This is a genomic window from Peribacillus butanolivorans, from assembly GCF_001273755.1.
In the GTDB taxonomy this organism is placed as follows: domain Bacteria; phylum Bacillota; class Bacilli; order Bacillales; family DSM-1321; genus Peribacillus; species Peribacillus butanolivorans.
This window is the reverse complement of sequence record NZ_LGYA01000001.1, coordinates 2,833,370-2,853,146: the sequence shown is the minus strand read 5'-3', so window position 1 is coordinate 2,853,146 and position 19,777 is coordinate 2,833,370. Positions and strand designations below refer to the sequence as shown.

Genomic DNA, 19,777 nt, shown 5'->3' with positions numbered 1-19,777 from the left:
AAAATAGTGAAAAGGAGTGCTTTAAATGACTCACCTATATCCCCTCATTGATAACGAAGTTAACCCTTACCGAGATAACGTACAGGGAAAAGCAAATGAACCGATTACGGTCGCGGGTCTGCTAGACCGCTCCAAATTGACACTTGGTTCTACCTATGAAGGTGGCAAGCCGGACTGGACGCTGGAAGAAATTTATATGCGGCTTGAAAGAAATGCGCCGCGTATTGCGATTATCGGCGGTTCGTCCGATCACCCGGCGCACATTATGGATTACCAAACGTCCGCACGGGCAGCAATCCGCATCTGGCAAAATGGCGGTGTGCCGTTTCACTTCTCGACACCGGTAATGTGTGATGGAACTGCACAAAGCAATCAAGGGATGAGTTACTCACTGCAAAGCAGAAATGCGGTTGCACAAATGGTTGTCAATCAGCTTGAAGCTCACAGTTATCATGGTGCATTCGTTATTCAAGGGTGTGATAAACAGCCTCTTGGTGTTGTAAGCGCGCTTGCGCATGTCGACCGTGTGCGTCGCAACCGAGGTGAAGCGCCCTTTTTCGCGACATTCGCACCTGCTCACGTATTAGAAGGTGGTTCGATTCCTGCCGACGTGATAGAAGAATTGGAAGCATTGGCGAAAAAAGCGGAAAGTGAAGGTGTAGCTGATGTAGCCGTTGATTTACGTGATACGATGGCGTATATCTTGCAATGTTCATTGAATACTGCATTTCAGGGTGTATTCGAACGTGCATACGAACGTGGCATCTTGACGAAAGAACAGCATAAATATTTTGAAATGAGGCTTGCTGTAGCTACTTGTGATGGTCAGGGAGGCGTGTGTGCCTTTAACGGAACGGGCAATAGTTCACGTCATCTAGTTGCAGGCATGGGACTCGTTCATCCAGCAGTTGAGCTATTAACAGATCCACCATCACAGCGCCAGATTAACGCCGTGCTTGATAGCTTTTCTGTAATGATTAACGACGAGCGATACGGAGTGGCCAACATTGTCGCGACGAATATAAAAAATGCAATACGCATTCACAGCGCTTCGGGTGGTTCTACGAACTTAATGATGCATATCGTAGCTGCCATGCTATATGCAGGATACAAATTCAGCTTATGGGATCTTGACCGCATTCACCATTTACATCCGATTCCTGATTTATTTGATTACAGCTTGACTGAAGGACGTGACATTTATTCACTTGCAATGCAGTGTTGCAGTGGCACAAGCCGTGGTATGGAAACGCTTGTTTACGAACTTATTGAAAATGGTGTACCAATGGATCAGGATGCGCCAACAGTCGCCGCAAAAACGTGGAAAGAACGTCTTGCGATTACACGCAGCCTTCAGGCAGTAAATGTAAAGAATAATCAAGTTATTTTATCCACTCCACGCCGTGGATTCAGCGGTGTAGATGTATTAAAAGGAAACTTTTTTGAAAGTGCTGTTGTGAAAATTAGCGGGATGCCGACACCGCAGCTTAATCAGTTCGATGATAAGCTAGCATTTGTTCTTTACTACGAAAATGAGGATGATGCCAATAGAAGCCTGCTTGATTCAAGCCTGCTCTCGAAAATAAAAGAGCAAAAGCTGTTCGAGCATGATCATCTTCTTGCGTCACTTAAATACAATAATGAGCCTGAATGGTCACGAATAAAAGATGCACCTTACGAGGAATTATTTGACGAGATGGCTGATCAAGGTACTTTGAAAATTGCCGTCATTATCGCAGGGCAAGGTCCCATTGCTTTCGGTATGCCAGAAATGTTTACACCGATGCAACATATTAATGCTAACCGTGTTATGAAAAAACTCGCAACAATCATTAGCGACGGCCGCTATTCGGGTGTCACTTACGGCGCCGCTATTGGTCATATGACACCAGAAGCATATGAAGATGGAGGCATTGGTTTCCTCCAAACGGGTGATGTTGTTCACCTTCAGCTTCGCGAGGGCCGCATTGATTTTGTCGATGCCGCTCAACTTCTTACCGGAAAAGTTGTGCATGAGTTTGAGGATTATATAAAGGAAGAAAGACAATCATTGGTCACGGAACGTAAGCAACGAATGAAAAATCGTCAAAAAATGGTTGCGGCCAGCAACCGGATGTATGGACATACAGATGCGGCAAATGGGGTTGTACCAATCGCCGTCGTAGAAGATGCTGTACTTGATTATGAACAGGATATTTTGCTTCTGGAAAAAAACATAGTAATAAAGTAAGGAACGCTCGTCATAAATCCGATAAAATAAAGAGAGACAGAAAATGAAGGAGTGAGGAACAATGCCTATCATCCAATCAGTGGAGCGCGCATTGAAAATATTGGATTTATTTGACGAGCGTGACAGGGATTTAACTATCACAGAAATAAGCAAACGAATGAATTTGCATAAAAGCACGGTTCATTCGCTTTTAAAAACCTTACAGTTGCATCAGTATATTTCACAAGGTGAAGAAAATGGCAAATACTCTCTAGGTTTAAAACTATTAGAGAGGGGGAGCGTGGTGGTGACCCATCTCGATTTGCGTAATGTCGCAAGAAAACATCTTGAATGGCTTTCCGAGACCACAAACTTAACGCTCCACCTCGTCATATTAGACGGGCAGGAAGGTGTATATATCGATAAAGTAGAAGGCAGAGGGGTTACGGTTTTGTATTCCCGTATTGGCCGCCGTGTCCCGATACATACAAGTGCGGTAGGTAAATCACTTGTGGCAACTAAAACCGATAGTGAACTAGATTTGCTCTTGGACGGCTATGTATATACAGGACCAACTGAAAGATCAATAAGGTCAAAAGAACAGTTCTTAGTTGAAATCGAAAAAGCACGTATTGCTGGGTATTCAATGGATAATGAAGAAAACGAACCAGGAATTTTCTGTCTGGCTGTGCCAATAAAAGATTATTCAGGCAAAGTAATAGCCGCTATGAGCGTATCGATGCCTTCATCGAAAGTAAATGAAGAAACACACGAGTATTATGTACGTATCTTAAAGGAATGCAGCAGTAAAATTTCGCAGGAGCTTGGATATGAATATCAAAAAATATAAAACGTGACTGCCATTTAGGAGGGACTAGCAAATGAAAATTATTCGCTATGTAAAAGAAAACGAGAAACAACTTGCTGCCGTGACAAACGAAAACAAGGTGGTGGATCTTCCGTTTATAGATTTTATGTCGTTGATTGAAACGGCACGTCAGAAAAACAAAACTGCGTTTGATATTGTAAAACAAATAGTTGCCGAAGAAGAAAAACAGCCATTAGAAGGTCTTAAATTAACAACGCCCATCGACGCACCAGAAGTATGGGCATCTGGTGTAACGTATAAAAAAAGCAAGGAAGCACGTAATTACGAAGCAACGCAAGGAAAGCTTGACCGCCAAACGTTCTATGACAAAGTTTATGATGCAGTGCGTCCCGAGATTTTCTTTAAATCGACTGCAGCAAGAACCGTAGGACCGAATGATCCAGTTTACTTACGTTCAGATTCACACTGGCAAATCCCGGAGCCAGAACTAGGTCTTGTCATCGACAAAGAAGGGACGATACTCGGATACATCGCAGGTAATGATATGAGCTGCAGGGACATTGAAGGTGAGAATCCACTTTATCTTCCACAGGCAAAAGTATGGAAAAATTCTTGCTCTATCGGACCGGCCATCTTATTAAAAGAGGCTGTTTCGGATCCATATGACCTTAAAATAATGTGCCGTATCTATCGAAATGAAGAAAAGGTATTTGACGGAGAAGCAAAAGTAAACCAACTGAAACGTACACTGGAAGAGCTTGTGGAGTTTTTAGTGTTAGATAACATTATTTTTGACGGAACAGTTCTGCTCACAGGTACATGTGTAGTTCCGCCGAATGAATTTACATTGTATGACAACGATCGGATTGAAATTGAAATTCCAGGCATTGGAATTTTGAATAACCCCGTCATCCAAAGTAATGCCGTACAAACAATTTAAGGAGTGACAAAATGAGCGAATATAAAACCCTGTATTTAAGTAAGGAAGATAGTGTAGCTGTTGCCTTATCTGAAATTCCTGAAAAGACATCAGTGGTTGTGAAAGTAGGTCAAGATGACCTCGCTGTAACCGTAACCATTCTTGAACCGATTCGCTTTGGCCATAAGTTCGCAGTTAAAGCGATCGAACATGGAGCAGACATCATTAAATACGGTGAAGTCATCGGTGCTGCCTCCGCTTTTATTCCTGCTGGAGCACACGTTCATGTACACAATTTAGAAGGCAAAAGAGGAAGGGGTGACAAGATTGCTGAATGAAAAAATGCAGTTTTGGGGCTACCGCCGTCAGGATGGACGCGTAGGTGTCCGGAATCATGTTCTGATTTTACCTACGATTACTTGCGCAACGCAAACAGCTCAGCGCGTAACAGAGCTGGTAAGCGGAACAGTCACATTTATTCACCAGCATGGCTGTGCGCAAGTAGGCACTGATTATGATCAAACGGCCAGAACTTATGCGGGAATGGGTATGAATCCAAATGTATACGGTGTCATTGTACTTGGCCTTGGCTGTGAAACACATCAGGCGCATCGAATTGGGGATGAGATTGCCAAATGCGGCAAACCAGTCGAAACGGTGTCGATTCAGGATCATGGCGGCACACTTCAAACCATTGCAGAAGTAGCTAAAATTGCAGTCAAAATGGTACAGGATGCCTCGATGATACAACGAGAATTATGTGATTTTAGCGAGCTGATTGTCGGCACAGAATGCGGTGGGTCGGATGCATGCTCTGGATTATCGGCGAACCCGGCAGTCGGGCGTACGAGCGATTTGGTTGTCCAACAGGGGGGAACGGCTATTTTAGCAGAAACGACTGAACTCATCGGAGCAGAGCATTTGATAGCTAACCGGGCAGCAAACGACCAGGTAGCTAAAAAAGCTTATGCGGTTATTAAAATGATGGAAAACCGCTCGATTCAAATGGGCGTAGACATCCGCACCGGAAATCCAAGTCCGGGCAACATTGAGGGAGGTCTCAGCTCACTCGAAGAAAAATCACTAGGGGCTGCGACAAAATCAGGTACAACCCGGCTGGAAGAAGTCATTGATTATGCACAGGTACCGACGAAAAAAGGGCTCGTATGGATGGATACGCCTGGCCACGACATTGAGCAATTGACGGGCATGGTCGCAGGCGGTGCCCAAATTGTTCTCTTTACAAGTGGACGAGGCACGCCAACTGGTTCTCCGATTGCACCTGTTATTAAAATTTCAACGAATACGCCAATGTTTGAGCGGATGAATGAAAATATGGATTTAAATGCAGGTACGATTGTCGATGGTACAGAAACCGTTGATGAAGTGGGCCGTCGCATTATGGATGAAATTCAACACGTTTCAAACGGAAAACTCACAAAAGCGGAAATATTAAAGCAGCATGACTTTGGGATTTGGAGAATTGGACCAACATTTTAATATAAAAAGGAGCCAAAAACAATGATGTCAACTTCATTTGCAACGAAAACATATAAAAATTTTATTAACAATGAGTGGGTAAACGCATCTTCTATGGAGACGATTAAAAGCATTAATCCGGCGGATAAAGAACCGGTTGGATACGTTCAGAGCTCAACGGAAAATGACTTGAACAAAGCGGTAGTATCTGCGGATAAGGCGAAGAAAGCTTGGCGCAAGCTTGGGCAGTCTGCACGTGGCCAACTTCTTTTCAAAACGGCCAATATCTTAGAAGAAAACCTCGATGAAATTGCTGAAACAATGACCCGCGAAATGGGTAAAACATTACCCGAAGCAAAAGGAGAAACGGCACGAGGTGTTGCGATCTTACGTTACTATGCAGGGGAAGGAATGCGCAAAGATGGCGATGTTATTCCATCATCTGATAAAGATGCCCTTATGTTTACAAAACGTACACCACTTGGTGTTGTCGGCGTTATCACGCCATGGAACTTCCCAGTTGCGATTCCCATATGGAAAATGGCTCCGGCCCTTGTATATGGCAATTCAATCGTGTGGAAACCTGCTACGGAGGGAGCTGTTACAGCAGCGAAAGTGATGGAATGCTTCACAAAAGCCGGCTTCCCAGAGGGTGTTGTGAACTTCATTACCGGTACAGGATCTATCATCGGCCAAGGACTCATCGATCATCCGCTGTTAAATGCAATCACATTTACCGGTTCTGAAAGTGTCGGGCAAGTTGTAGCGAAGTCAGCTTCCGCTCGTGGCATTAAATATCAGCTTGAAATGGGTGGCAAGAATCCAGTTATCGTGACGAAAGATGCGAACATCGATCAAGCAGTCGAAGCAGTCATCAGCGGTGGATTTCGTTCTTCTGGCCAAAAATGTACAGCTTCAAGTCGTGTGGTCGTTGAATCAAAAGTCTATGATGAATTTAAACAAAAACTTGTAGACGCAGCTGCAAAAATTACCGTCGGCAATGGTCTACAAGAGGGTATTTGGATGGGGCCATGTGCAAGCGAAAGCCAGTTTAATACGGTGAAAGAATACATTGAAAAAGGCAAGCAGGAAGGCGCAAAACTCATACATGGCGGGGAGATATTAACTGGTGGGGACTACGATAGGGGCTTTTTCATTACTCCAGCGATTTTTGAAGACGTCACGACGGATATGGTGATTGCACAGGAAGAAATTTTTGGACCAGTTATTGCACTTATAAAAGCAACCGATCTTGTCGAAGCAATTGACATGGCAAATAATACGAAATACGGATTGAGTGCATCGATCTTTACTTCAAATATTAGCTCAATTTTAGAATTCATCGATGAAATCGAAGTAGGGCTTGTCCGCATTAACGCAGAAAGCGCAGGCGTTGAGTTGCAAGCACCATTCGGCGGCATGAAGGCATCAAGTACAGGTTCTCGAGAGCAAGGTGAAGCGGCGAAAGAATTTTATACAGCATTAAAAACGGTTTTTATTAAAGGTTCTTAACAAAAGAAAGAGAGGTTTTCATATTTGAAGATCTCTCATCTTCCAAAAAAACATTGCGAGGTGCCTAATGAAAATCACAAAAATTTCTCTATTCAAAGTTCCACCCCGCTGGCTATTTTTAAAAATCGATACCGATGAAGGCATTTCTGGCTGGGGGGAGCCTGTCGTTGAAGGCCGTGCTGAAACGGTAAAAGCAGCAGTTAACGAACTGACCGATTATTTAATCGGGAGAAATCCGAACGACATTGAGGACATTTGGCAAACGCTTTATAGAGGGGGATTTTACCGGGGAGGCCCTATTTTAATGAGTGCCATTTCTGGCATTGAGCAGGCATTATGGGACATTAAAGGAAAATACTTTAACATTCCTGTATACCAAATGCTCGGGGGCAAAGCACGTGAAAAAATTAAAGTGTACTCGTGGGTCGGCGGCGATCGTCCAGTGGATGTTGTTGCTGCCGCAAAAGAAAAACAGAACGAGGGCTTTCTCGCTGTCAAAATGAACGCTTCAGAAGAGATGAACTACATAGACAGCTTTTCGAAAGTAGAAGCGGTCATTGAACGCGTAGCGTCAATTCGGGAAGCGGTAGGGAAAGACTTTGGCATTGGTGTAGATTTTCACGGGAGGATTCATAAAACGATGTCAAAAACGATCGTGAAAGAACTCGAACCATACCGCCCAATGTTCATTGAAGAGCCGGTGCTGCCAGAAAATAATGAAGCACTTCGTGAGATTGCCTGGCACACGACGTGCCCGATTGCGACGGGTGAAAGGATGTATACTCGCTGGGGTTTTAAGCAGCTTCTTCAAGATGGCTATGTCGATATTATTCAGCCGGATCTGTCTCACACAGGTGGTATTTTAGAAGGAAAAAAAATTGCCGCGATGGCAGAAGCGTATGATGTAGCCATTGCGCCGCACTGTCCGCTCGGTCCAATGACACTCGCTTCATCGATTCATCTGGATGCTACGACGCCGAATTTCATTATTCAGGAGCAAAGCCTTGGTATTCATTACAACAAAGGGATGGATATTCTCGATTATGTTAAAAATTCTGAAATATTCGACTATGAAAATGGTTATGTGAACATTCCGGATAAACCGGGTCTTGGGTTAGAAATTGACGAAGAAAAAGTGAAGCAGGCAGCAGAAATAGGACATGATTGGAAAAACCCAATTTGGCGTCATGAAGACGGAAGTATCGCTGAATGGTAAAAAAAGGAGGCCGAAACAATGAATTTTCATGGCATCATTCCGCCGGTAGTCACTCTTTTTGACGAAGCGGGAAATTTAGATATAGAGCTGAACAGAAGCTATATGGATCAATTAATTTCACGGAATATTGACGGTATTTTATTGATGGGAAGCTCAGGTGAGTTCTCATCACTTACAACAGAAGAACGAAAGCTATACGTACGCGAAATGATTAAGCACATTAACGGTCGAGTGCCGGTTATGGTTGGCGTTGGGCATACCGCATTAAAAGAGGTACATGAATTAACTTCTTATGCAGAAGAGCATGGAGCTGATGGGGTTCTTGTAGTCAACCCATATTACTGGAAACTGTCTGACGAACAATTATACCGTTATTATTCCAGCGTAGCTGATCACACAAATCTACAAGTGTTCATATATAACATTCCACTTTTAACAGGACAAAATATATCGGTAGAATTGATTAAAAGATTAGTAGTAGATCATTCAAATATTGCCGGTATTAAAGAAACTGTCAGTGATTTCGGGCACCTGCGGCAAGTCCTGACCGAAGTGAAAAAAGTTCGCAGTGATTTCCGCGTCTTTTCTGCATTTGATGAGCATTTGCTTCCAGCTCAAATGATTGGTGCAGCGGGTAGCATTAACGGAAGCGCTGTTTTTGCACCTGAAATATCCGTTGATTTATATAATTCCTTTCAAAAAGGTGATCTGGAAAAAGCACAGAAAAATCATCAAATGATTTCACAGCTGATGGATATCTACACGTACGGACCGACATTTTTTACAGCCATGAAAGAAGCCGTTCATCAGCGCTGGTTTGACGTATCTGCTGGACACCGTGCTCCGTGTGATGTATTCCCGGCAGATTTGCGTGACAAAGTAGCGGCTCTTATAAAAAATATTGATATGAAAGAAGGTGTCCAATAATGAAAGAATCACGCGACTTGCTCGAGCAATTAGGCTACCCATCAACTGATCTTAAAGAACTTCCGACATCAACAAAAACATTTCCAGACGGGGCGCAATACCGCATTGAACTTCCAAGTGTAGAAGGTCCAGTTGCACTAAAAGAAACATTGAAAGAAATTGACCGCTTAGGATTAACGATTCACAGAATATCTCAGGGAAGCGGCATCATGCTACAAACGGATGAAGAAATTAAAGAAATGTGTGAAATGACAGCAGAACGTGGCATGGAGCTTAGTTTGTTTGTCGGCCCCCGAGGTTCATGGGATGTCAGTGCGGGACCGCTTACACCTGGGGGCAAATCACAGGGGATACGCCATGAAGGTGCTGACCAACTTGTCTATGCAATGGAAGATTTGAAAAGAGGAGCAGCTCTTGGTCTACGGGGTGCGTTAGTTGCAGATGAAGGACTTCTTCTTATGACGAAAGAAATGAAAAAGTACCGACAGTTGCCGGAAGATTTTGTTGTAAAAGTTTCGGTCCAAATGGGGTCAGCCAATCCAGTATCCGTTAAATTAATGGAGGACATCGGAGCGGATACGTACAACGTGCCACCTGCATTGACGCTTTCTAAACTTGCAGCGATTCGTCAAGCAATAGACATTCCAATTGATTTGTATGTCGAGGTACCGGATACATTTGGCGGCTTTTTGCGCTATTTTGAAATACCGGAAATTATCCGTGTATTGGCGCCAGTTTACATCAAATTTGGTCTTCGTAATCACCCTGATGTATATCCATCTGGGAAACAATGGGAGAGTACGAACATCTCACTTGCACATGAACGTGTACGTCGTGCCGCAATTGGAATTCAAATGATTGAACGATATTATCCAGAAGCGAAAACATCGAAACTTGGTGCGGAAGGACTCGGAATTGCGAAAGTCGAAAAAGCAGCTGCGAAATAAATGATTTTCACCTGAAACGGGAGGAATCCCCCTGACCTAAAGGGGTTTATTACCATATGTGGGAGTGGAGTCTAAATGGCCTTTAAAATATTATTAACGGATTATGAATTTGAGCATTTGCAATATGAAGAAGACGTTTTTAAAGAAAGCGGATTGGATATTGATTTTATAAAAGCGCAATGCAAAACAGAAGAAGAAGTTATTGAGTTGGCAAAAGAAGTGGATGCGATTTTAAATCAATATGCTCCTGTCTCACGCCGTGTCATTGGATCACTTGAAAACACGAAAATCATATCCCGCTACGGTGTCGGCGTCAATACAATTGATCTCGATGCGGCGAAAGAAAAGGGGATTACTGTTGCCAATGTACCTGATTATGGCATGGAAGAAGTTTCGAATCATGCATTGGCGCTTTTGCTTTCATGGGCGCGCAAAGTGACGCTGTTAAACAATGAGGTAAAAAAAGGTAACTGGGACTTTAAAGCTTGTGTGCCGATTCATCGTTTTAACGAGCAAACGGTTGGGGTTCTTGGTTTTGGCCGTATTCCGCGTCGTTTCGTGGAAAAGGTGAAACCGCTCGGATTTAAAACGGCTGCATACGACCCATTCGTATCGGCAGAAGATATGGCAGCCGTCGGCGTTCAAAAAATGAATCTCGAAGAAATTATTAGTGAAGCTGATTATTTGTCCGTACATGTACCGCTAATTGATGATACGTTTCATCTGATCAATGACGAGCGCTTAAAACAAATGAAGAGAAACGCGGTCATCATTAACACAGCTCGTGGGCCGATAATCGATGAAAAAGCACTCGCTGAAGCACTTGAAAAAGGGATTATTGCAGGTGCCGCACTTGATGTTACAGAAGATGAGCCGGTCAGCATCGATAGCCCGCTTCTCAAAATGGACAATGTCATCATCACACCGCACAGCGCCTGGTATTCTGAGGAAGCGATGATTGAACTTCGTCAAAAAGCAGCGAAAAATATCGTTCAGGTCTTAAGCGGCGAAAAAACACCATACGCGTTGACGTAAGAGAGGATAAAAAATATGAAAATAGCATCTTTTTCGGTAAAATCCGACCATCATATCGGCATCGTACAAGATGGTCAAATCATAAGTTTAACGGCACTCGATCCAGATGATTTTCCTGCTTGTATGAAAACGTTTATAGAACGAGGAAGCGAGTTGCGTAAACGTGCTGAACAGTTAATCGAGCAACGGGGTAATGACGATGCAAAATTCTCACTATCAGAAGTAAAATTCCTCCCACCGATCGCACAGCCGGAAAAAATCATTTGCGTCGGGCTGAACTATATAGATCATTGCAAGGAAACTGGGATGGAGCCGCCGGCTTCACCGGTCATTTTTTCAAAATATGCGAATGCGATTGTCGGTCATAATGATGTTATTGAAATCCCAATTAATTCAAAAGAAGTCGATTTTGAAGCAGAGCTTGCGATTGTCATTGGAAAAAAAGCGAAAAATGTGTCAGAAGAAGAGGCGAATGACTACGTCTTTGGCTATACAATTATGAATGACATTAGCGCCCGGGATTTGCAATTTCAGGACGGCCAGTGGTCACGCGGCAAAACGGCGGATACATTTGCGCCAATAGGTCCTGTTGTCGTTACACATGATGAAGTGGGTGATCCCCATGAGCTGGCGATTTCCCTTGAATTAAACGGAGAAATGATGCAGGATTCCAATACAAGTAACTTAATTTTTACCGTTCCGCAAATCATCTCATTTTTATCACAGTCCATGACGCTAAAGCCAGGTGATTTGATTGCAACTGGTACACCACCTGGCGTTGGAATGGGACGTAATCCGAAAGTCTGGTTGAAAAACGGTGACCGGATGAACGTCAGTATTGAAAGGATCGGTACGCTTTCTAATCACGTTAAAGCCTAACATGAGAGAAAGAAGATGATGAAATGGATGTTGTAACAATCGGAGAAACGATGACAGTATTTACCCCGAATGAAGAAGGACCCCTTCGCCACGCCCGCTCTTTTTCAATGAAGTTCGGCGGTGCGGAATCCAATGTCGCGATCGGGTTAAGCCGTCTCGGTCACAGGTCACGCTGGATAAGCCGTCTCGGTGAGGATGAATTTGGCGATGCGATGCACTCATTTATTCGCGGTGAAGGTGTAGATGTCTCATATGTAACACGAGATGCTAATGCGCCGACCGGAGTCTTTTTCAAAGAATTCAGGCGGCTAAATGATACGCGAGTCTATTACTACCGTAAAGATTCGGCGGCTAGCAAAATGACAGCAGAATTACTGCCGGAACATGCGATTCAAGACGCCGTTTACTTACACATTACCGGTATTACTCCTGCACTTGGTGAGTCGTGCCAGTTGCTCATAGACAAAGCGATCCGCATTGCCAAGGAAACCGGAACAAAAATCGTCTTCGATCCGAATATTCGGTTGAAAATATGGGCGGATGAAAATGAAGCACGTCACTTCATTACAAAATACGCATCGGAAAGTGATATCGTCATGCCGGGTGTGGCCGAAGCTGAATTTTTATTCGGTTCCTACACACCGGAGCAGTTTATCGATCATTTTCATGAACTCGGTGTCGAAACAGTTTTGCTGAAATTGGGCAAAGAAGGTTCTCTAATTTCATCCCCGTCTGTACCGAAAACACACGTACCAGGATTTTTTGTAGATCGTGTCGTAGACCCAATCGGTGCTGGGGACGCTTTTGCATCTGGTGTACTCTCCGGCCTTCTTGATGGACTGGGGCTAGAAGAAGCTGCACGGCGCGGAAATGCCATGGGAGCAATGGTAACGATGGTAAATGGAGATGTAGAGGGTTTGCCGATACGTGACGACCTCGATTTATTTATGAGTGGCGGAGCAGAAGATGTGACTAGGTAGAAAGGTGGGAAAGAATGACTAAACTAGTAGAGCTGAAACAAGGGAAGCTAGTCGCCGTTATTCGTGGTGCACGTCCCGATCAAATTGTACCAATCGCTAGAGCCCTGAATGAAGGTGGAATCCGAACACTCGAAATTACAGTAGAAACACCCAAAGTTTGCGAGTTAATTGATAAAGTAAAAGAGGAGTTCGGCGATGATATCATAGTGGGTGCCGGTACAGTATTGGATCCAGAAACGGCTCGTTCGGTCATCATGGCTGGAGCGGAATTTATCTTTTCGCCAACCGTCAATATTGAAACGATTAAAATGGCAAAGCGCTATGGCATTATTAGCATCCCCGGTGCGCTTACACCAACGGAAATTTTGACAGCTTACGAGCATGGAGCCGACGTTATTAAAGTATTTCCGGCAGATGCACTTGGGGTTGGTTACTTTAAAAATCTAAAAGGTCCGCTGCCTCACATCCCTCTAATGCCGACTGGCGGTGTTAATTTGGATAACCTTGCTTCCTTTTTAAAGGCAGGTGCGGTCGCAGCGGGAATTGGCGGTTCTTTAATCAACCCAAAGAAATTGCTTTCAGAGGAAGATTACACTGAACTGGAAGAAACGGCCAAAAAATTCTCTGCTATTGTACAAAATAATTAGAGTAAGCCGAAGCTAATACGCGGGGCTTTATAGGGAAATAGGGATGAAATGAAACGTATAAAAAAACTGGAGCCATTTCCATCTTCCCCATTTTGTCATTGGCAACTTAAAAAAATCCCTGTAGAGCTTCTGTTCAATCTTTATGTGGCCCTTACAGGTGTTCCTGTTAGCGGTACAGGAGGATAAAATTAGTATTATTTTATCAAGAAAGGAGAACAATTTGGCATGATACAAGAAAAATACAAAAAACTTCAGGATATTCTTGTAAAGATGGAGACTGTTGTGGTCGCATTTTCAGGAGGGGTAGACAGCACATTTTTGCTTAAAGTTGCAATTGATACTTTGGGATATGACAACGTGTTAGCCATTACAGCGGATTCGGAAACTTATCCGTCGAGCGAGCTGGAAGAAGCCATTATGCTCTCAAAATGGATCGGTGCCAGCCATCGTGTCATTCAAACATCAGAGTTAGCCATTCCAGGATATACAGAAAATAACCAAAATCGCTGTTACTTTTGTAAAAGTAGTTTATTTGACCACTTGCTTCCTATTCTTGAAGATTATGAATTTAATAATATTATTTATGGGGTTATTGCCGATGATGCGAATGAATTTCGTCCAGGCATGAAAGCAGCAAAAGAAAAAGGCATCCGGGGACCTCTTCAAGAAGCGAATTTATTCAAAGAAGAAATAAGAGTGTTGTCTAAAGAAGTAGGTTTGCCAACTTGGGATAAACCATCATTTGCCTGCCTATCATCACGTATAGCCTACGGCGAAATCATTACGAAAGAAAAATTGACGAAAGTAGATAAGTCAGAGGCTTATTTAAAATCATTAGATATTCACCAGGTGCGTGTTCGGACCCATGAGGATACCGCCCGTATAGAAGTAGATCCTGCTGATATGCCACTTGTGCTTGAATATCACGTTTTAATTACGAAACGTCTGAAGCAATTTGGTTATAAATATGTCTCTTTGGATCTCACGGGCTATACAAGCGGGAGTATGAATTTAGCACTTAAAAAGGAAGAAATGGTATGATTGACGATATTCTAGAGCAGGTACAAAATGGTACATTGACAGCAGCGGAAGCAAAAACAAAACTTGCATCCTATGAAAATTTAGGGTTCGTAAAAATTGATCATCATCGTAAAAAAAGACAAGGCTTTCCCGAAATTGTATTTGGAGAAGGGAAAACAGCAGAACAAATTTTAACGATTGTTCAATCGTTACGGGCAAGGAATGATTCTGTACTAGTGACACGTATTTCTCGAGAAAAAGCGTTATTTGTACAAAAAGAATGTGGGGATTTTGAGTACAACGAGATTGCACGGACACTCGCATGGGTTAAAGAAAATAAGAAAACTAATGGCTCATATATCGCGATTGTGTGTGCTGGGACATCGGACTTGCCCGTTGCGGAAGAAGCAGCCGTCACGGCCGAAACTTTAGGTATTCCAGTCAGGCGTATTTACGATGTGGGTGTCGCAGGGTTGCACCGACTTCTTGATAATATAGACGAAATACGAAATGCGACTGTTTCGGTATGCGTCGCGGGAATGGAGGGAGCGCTTCCGAGCGTGCTAGGAGGCCTTGTCATGAATCCGATTATTGCTGTGCCAACAAGTGTTGGATATGGTGCGAATTTCAACGGATTATCGGCACTTTTATCGATGCTCAATTCATGTGCATCAGGTGTAAGCGTTGTTAACATAGATAATGGATTTGGTGCGGCATACAACGCAGCGCTCATTTACAAACTCGTACATAAAAAGGAGGTCAATGATGAGGACATTATATTTTGACTGTTTTTCTGGCATAAGCGGTGACATGGTAATTGGTGCTTTGATTGATGCTGGTGCCGATCCTTTTCAAATGGAAGAAGAGTTAAAAAAGCTAAAAATAGAAGAAGAATATACTCTGTCCTGGGAAAAAGTTGTCAAAAATGGTATTACCAGTACAAAATTTGATGTCATTCTTTCCAGAAAACCGGAGCACCTTCATGAACACATCCATAGCGATGAACAGCATCACCATCACGAACATAGTCACTCCAACGACCATAGCCATGATCACGAGCAAAGTCATATTCTTGATCACAATGAACATAGTCACTCCAACAGTAATAGCCATGAACACCATCATCATCATGATCACCGCACGTACAAACAAATTGTCGAGATAATCAATGAGGCTAACTTTAATGCATCGGTTAAGAACATGTCACTTGCTATTTTTAAGAAGATTGGTGAAGCTGAAGGCTACATCCACGGGCTTCCCCTCGAGAAAGTTCACTTTCACGAAGTAGGAGCGGTTGATTCGATTATAGATATAATTGGAGCAGCAATTTTAATCAATCAACTCGGTATTCAATCGGTACTTTCATCAGCCATTCCAACGGGGTCTGGACATATTCATATTGATCACGGTTTATACCCGGTTCCTGCACCTGCTACACTGGAAATATTAAAAGGTGTACCGATTGCCGCAAGCGATATTCGATCGGAATTGGCTACGCCCACAGGGGCTGCAATCGCAGCTGTTTTAGCAGAATCATTTTGTCCGCTCCCGACCATGACTGTCGAATCAATCGGCTATGGAGCGGGAACAAAAACATTTAAAAATCATCCGAACGTCCTTCGCATTATCATAGGAGAGATGCAATGAACCACCCACCTAATCACGAGCATATCGATGACCAAATGATCAAAATGGAAGTTAATCTAGATGATATTTCCGGTGAATGGCTAGGCTATGTAATGGATTTGCTGTTTGAATCAGGGGCAAATGATGTTTTTTACACGCCGATTTTTATGAAAAAAAATCGACCGGGAGTATTGTTGCAGCTTCTCTGCTCACAACAGATGATTCCCGAAATGAAAAAGATATTATTTGCTGAAACAACGACTCTTGGTATCCGCTACTATCCGCTTACGGTGCACAGGCTTGAACGCTCATTTTCCAAAGTACATTTACTATGGGGCGTGATAACGGTAAAGAAAGGGGTATATAGCGGGCAGCTCATGCAACAAGCACCTGAATTTGAGGACTGTCGGAAAATTGCTGTTGAGAACAATATACCACTTAAACAAGTGTATGAAGAAGTATGGAAGTGTCTCGGGGAGGAGAAAGAAAATTGAGTCTTGTGTCGATTCTTACATTGGATTCTAATTAGGGAAAAACATTCGTTAGTACCGGAGAATCTTATTGCAGTGGCAACTACAGCAGGCAATAAGAAAAAAATATTGCGGTCCACACTTACGGGCGTGTATTGGGGATGAGGCCATACTTGTACTCGGTTCCTTATTGATATATTAGGAAATTTCAGAGTCGTTTAGTATGACACGGGAATTCAGCGTTGTATTAGGATAGTAATACTTGGACCGAGCTGTTTTTTTACATACCGTCAGAATATCAGGCACGATCATGAGCATGAGCATGAGCATGAGCATGAGTAACATGTTTTCTCCTTAAAAAGGAAAGCTGGGTAATACAGACTGTCGGTAACGTCCAGGCAGTCTCTTTTTATATTTATTTATTAAGATTGTCAATAAGTACACAACATTACTGGGAAGCCCTCATCAATGTAAAGATTTTTTTTGGTCTGGTACAGACAGGGTGATTTATTTTGGAAAGCACCCAATAGCAAAAGCCTCTCGTGCTATGTGCCATGAGTTCAGAACGACGCCGAGATGCTTTCAGTCGGGGGGACTTTGAAATGCAATTCCCTTAATGCAACAGGAATGATTGTGGTTGCGCCATTCAGTTCAAAGAAATTGCCGCTTGAAGAAATTTTGAAGGATTTTGGTTTAATGGAGATCCCGGATGTATCTTTAAAGATATTTTTTCGCCCAAATAAACGAAAGAGGTGAAGATATGGTAGTTAATTTATTTGGATTAGAGGGAAAAGTGGCAGCCGTGACAGGGGCTACTAGAGGAATAGGACGTTCTATGGCTATAGCATTAGCAGAAGCGGGTGCAAACATTGCATTACTTCAGCGTTCGGTTGAACAAGTGGATGTAAAGTACGAAATTGAAAACTTAGGAAGAAAATGCTTGATTATTCCCTGTGATTTAGAAGATTTGAATCAAGTAAAGGAAGCAATTCCTAGTGTCGTCGCGCATTTTGGAAAGATTGATATTTTAGTTAATAATGCTGGTATTCAGCGCCGCTCACCTTCAGTCGATTTTCCAGAATCCGATTGGGATGATGTGATCCAGGTGAATTTAAAAACCGTTTGGCTTTTGTGTCAGATGGCAGGTCGCTATATGGTTCCACAAAGAAAAGGGAAGATTATTAATATGGCCTCTCTGCTCTCTTTTCAAGGGGGATTAACCGTCCCAGCGTATGCAGCAGCAAAAGGTGGAGTAGCACAGCTAACAAAAGCGTTGTCTAATGAATGGGCACAATACAATGTCAATGTAAATGCCATTGTTCCAGGTTATATAGCAACAGATATGAATGAGGCTCTAATCAATGATGCTGCAAGAAACAGGCAAATACTTGAACGAATTCCAGCGGGGCGCTGGGGAAACTCGAAAGATTTTAAGGGGGCCGTTGTATTCTTAGCTTCAGAGGCAGCAGGTTATGTTCATGGTCATTTATTATCTATTGATGGTGGATGGTTAGGCAGATAATCTTCAAATGTGTTATATCTGGCGGAAATTTAAATTTTCGTAGAAAGACAGTTATGTATTTGCTTAACCCGTTTTAGAATCCTAATAAAATTATGATCTTATAATTAAATTACAAAAACAAAAAAAGAGGGATATTATTGAAATGAAGTTATATTTTCAGAAGGTTTGTAAATGAAGGATTGCTCAAAAATCAGTATATTTTCCTCATATTAAAAATTATTGAAATTACCTGCTGAGTGAATCCGCAATAAATATTAAGTGTCGAGGGGACAAAATACGTAAAGGTGAATTAAACATTTTGAGACCATTAACTTTCAATATATGTACTTTATTAATTGTACTATTTTGGAAGGTTAATGGTCTCTCAATTTATAAGGTTAGCCCCCAGACCCCTATTGTATAAGTTCGAAGTCTGTTAATGGATTATAGACTAGCAACATCTTCAATCTAAGTTGATTGCAACTATGCAGATATACCTTTATTTTTTCTCTGAAGAATCCATATTTCTAATGCCCCCGATCCAAGCAAGACTCCTGAAATAATGAAGATAAGACCCAAGAAATGTGCAGGAACAATGGCTTCATTAAGAAAAATGGCTGCCCCGACTAAAGAAAATAAGGTGTTTAAATTAAGAAATATAGAGGATTCGGCCGCACCAACCTTACCAATGGCGTAATTATAGCTCATATGCCCAAGTGCTGTGGCAATTACTGCTGAGAAAATGAAAGCTACCCATATGGAAGGTGGAGCAGAAGCGAGTAATGCTAAGCCATCTGGTTCCTTCCATAAGCTGATGGCGAAAAGAATAAAAGATCCTATTAACATCATATAGCCGGTTAATAAGCGTGGATCCATTGTTTTTGAAGCTTGATTAATTAAAATAAAACTTAACGCTTGTGAAAGAATGGAGAGTAAGATATCCACATCTCCCAGATTAATAGAATGAATACCACCGCTTCCTGCCAAAACGGTAAAACTCACACCAAGAGCACCACAAATAAAACCAAGAAATCGGATAATTGTGGGCTTTTTACGGAAAAATATCATTGATAAAATGACTGTTAAAATTGGCCCCATTCCCAAAATCAATCCAGCATTTGTAGCTGACGTTTTTGTTAACCCTTCCGCTAAAAAATAATGATGAAAAACGACACTTAAAAGGGCCCCTCCGAAAACGTAAAAAAGTTCGTTTTTTTTAGGGAGACGTATTAGACCAAGAAAGTAGAGGATAAGGCAAACTATTAAAGAAGCCGCAAAAATTCTTAAAGAGGTAATTGTCACAGGTTGAGTATGTTCAACTAAAATTTTAATAACAGAAACGTTTAACCCCCAAGTAATCATGATTCCGATAAGTAAGATGTAGATTTTTAAATAGCTCATTCAAAACAACCTTTCAAACAAATTTAACAATTGATATATTATACAACTATCCCCAAATTAATAGCAAAAAAGTAAATTTTGATAATACTAAAAGGGGGAAGGGGAAAATCGAAACTGCTAATCAATTAGAACCTATGTAGCACATGTATGGAATGAAGGGGGAAGGGTTAAAAGATTATA

At 42.3% G+C, this 19,777-nt stretch carries 20 protein-coding genes; 19 read left to right on the top strand and 1 reads right to left on the bottom strand.

The features are described 5' to 3' along the window. The first annotated feature begins 25 nt into the window (after positions 1-25). From AKG34_RS12970 to AKG34_RS12885, 19 genes are all read left to right on the top strand, one after another. The gene (locus tag AKG34_RS12970; protein WP_053346447.1) at positions 26-2,230 is read left to right on the top strand and encodes a dihydroxy-acid dehydratase domain-containing protein; all 2,205 of its coding nucleotides are present in this window, start codon (positions 26-28) and stop codon (positions 2,228-2,230) included. A gap of 61 nt (positions 2,231-2,291) precedes the next feature. Then, a complete protein-coding gene (locus AKG34_RS12965) occupies positions 2,292-3,059 on the top strand; it encodes an IclR family transcriptional regulator (RefSeq protein WP_053346446.1) in 768 nt (255 codons plus the stop codon). A 31-nt stretch (positions 3,060-3,090) separates the two neighbouring features. Then, the gene (locus tag AKG34_RS12960; protein ID WP_053346445.1) at positions 3,091-3,978 is read left to right on the top strand and encodes a fumarylacetoacetate hydrolase family protein; all 888 of its coding nucleotides are present in this window, start codon (positions 3,091-3,093) and stop codon (positions 3,976-3,978) included. An 11-nt stretch (positions 3,979-3,989) separates the two neighbouring features. Beyond that, positions 3,990-4,295 carry a UxaA family hydrolase gene (locus AKG34_RS12955; protein WP_053346444.1) on the top strand — a complete coding sequence of 102 codons (306 nt, stop codon included), beginning with the start codon at positions 3,990-3,992 and terminating at the stop codon, positions 4,293-4,295. Positions 4,296-4,299: 4 nt separating this feature from the next. After that, positions 4,300-5,457: a UxaA family hydrolase gene (locus AKG34_RS12950; protein WP_053348101.1), complete on the top strand. Its 1,158-nt coding sequence runs from the start codon at positions 4,300-4,302 to the stop codon at positions 5,455-5,457. Positions 5,458-5,481: 24 nt separating this feature from the next. Next, positions 5,482-6,948, top strand: coding sequence for an alpha-ketoglutaric semialdehyde dehydrogenase GucD (gene gucD, locus AKG34_RS12945; protein ID WP_053348100.1), 1,467 nt, complete (start codon positions 5,482-5,484; stop codon positions 6,946-6,948). 67 nt (positions 6,949-7,015) lie between these two features. After that, positions 7,016-8,164: a galactonate dehydratase gene (gene dgoD / locus AKG34_RS12940; RefSeq protein ID WP_053346443.1), complete on the top strand. Its 1,149-nt coding sequence runs from the start codon at positions 7,016-7,018 to the stop codon at positions 8,162-8,164. Between the two features lie 18 nt (positions 8,165-8,182). Next, positions 8,183-9,091, top strand: coding sequence for a dihydrodipicolinate synthase family protein (locus AKG34_RS12935; RefSeq protein WP_053346442.1), 909 nt, complete (start codon positions 8,183-8,185; stop codon positions 9,089-9,091). Next, entirely contained in the window at positions 9,091-10,038 is a 948-nt protein-coding gene (locus tag AKG34_RS12930) for a U32 family peptidase (RefSeq protein ID WP_053346441.1), read from the top strand. Before AKG34_RS12935 ends, AKG34_RS12930 begins: the two co-directional genes overlap by 1 nt. A 75-nt stretch (positions 10,039-10,113) precedes the next feature. Beyond that, positions 10,114-11,073: a C-terminal binding protein gene (locus AKG34_RS12925; protein ID WP_053346440.1), complete on the top strand. Its 960-nt coding sequence runs from the start codon at positions 10,114-10,116 to the stop codon at positions 11,071-11,073. A gap of 15 nt (positions 11,074-11,088) precedes the next feature. Continuing rightward, complete coding sequence (locus AKG34_RS12920) at positions 11,089-11,952, top strand: fumarylacetoacetate hydrolase family protein (protein WP_053346439.1); 864 nt, start codon at positions 11,089-11,091, stop codon at positions 11,950-11,952. A 23-nt stretch (positions 11,953-11,975) separates the two neighbouring features. Continuing rightward, a complete protein-coding gene (locus tag AKG34_RS12915) occupies positions 11,976-12,932 on the top strand; it encodes a sugar kinase (RefSeq protein ID WP_053346438.1) in 957 nt (318 codons plus the stop codon). A gap of 14 nt (positions 12,933-12,946) precedes the next feature. Then, positions 12,947-13,579: a bifunctional 4-hydroxy-2-oxoglutarate aldolase/2-dehydro-3-deoxy-phosphogluconate aldolase gene (locus AKG34_RS12910; protein ID WP_053346437.1), complete on the top strand. Its 633-nt coding sequence runs from the start codon at positions 12,947-12,949 to the stop codon at positions 13,577-13,579. 225 nt (positions 13,580-13,804) lie between these two features. Further along, positions 13,805-14,620, top strand: coding sequence for an ATP-dependent sacrificial sulfur transferase LarE (gene larE / locus AKG34_RS12905; protein ID WP_053346436.1), 816 nt, complete (start codon positions 13,805-13,807; stop codon positions 14,618-14,620). After that, on the top strand, positions 14,617-15,384 hold the full coding sequence (gene larB, locus AKG34_RS12900) for a nickel pincer cofactor biosynthesis protein LarB (protein WP_053346435.1): 768 nt from the start codon (positions 14,617-14,619) through the stop codon (positions 15,382-15,384). The genes larE and larB overlap by 4 nt, the downstream gene beginning before the upstream one ends. Beyond that, positions 15,365-16,246, top strand: a complete 882-nt coding sequence (larC, locus tag AKG34_RS29320; protein ID WP_053346434.1) for a nickel pincer cofactor biosynthesis protein LarC — start codon at positions 15,365-15,367, stop codon at positions 16,244-16,246. The genes larB and larC overlap by 20 nt, the downstream gene beginning before the upstream one ends. Beyond that, positions 16,243-16,719 (top strand): nickel pincer cofactor biosynthesis protein LarC2, encoded by a 477-nt coding sequence (larC2, locus tag AKG34_RS29315; RefSeq protein ID WP_053346433.1) that lies wholly within the window; start codon positions 16,243-16,245, stop codon positions 16,717-16,719. The genes larC and larC2 overlap by 4 nt, the downstream gene beginning before the upstream one ends. A 573-nt stretch (positions 16,720-17,292) precedes the next feature. Then, positions 17,293-17,451 (top strand): hypothetical protein, encoded by a 159-nt coding sequence (locus AKG34_RS27985; protein WP_161804933.1) that lies wholly within the window; start codon positions 17,293-17,295, stop codon positions 17,449-17,451. Between the two features lie 4 nt (positions 17,452-17,455). Next, positions 17,456-18,217 (top strand): SDR family NAD(P)-dependent oxidoreductase, encoded by a 762-nt coding sequence (locus tag AKG34_RS12885; RefSeq protein WP_053346432.1) that lies wholly within the window; start codon positions 17,456-17,458, stop codon positions 18,215-18,217. A gap of 462 nt (positions 18,218-18,679) precedes the next feature. On the opposite strand, the gene AKG34_RS12880 is transcribed toward AKG34_RS12885, so the two are convergent. Then, entirely contained in the window at positions 18,680-19,597 is a 918-nt protein-coding gene (locus tag AKG34_RS12880) for a DMT family transporter (protein ID WP_053346431.1), read from the bottom strand. Positions 19,598-19,777 lie beyond the last annotated feature (180 nt).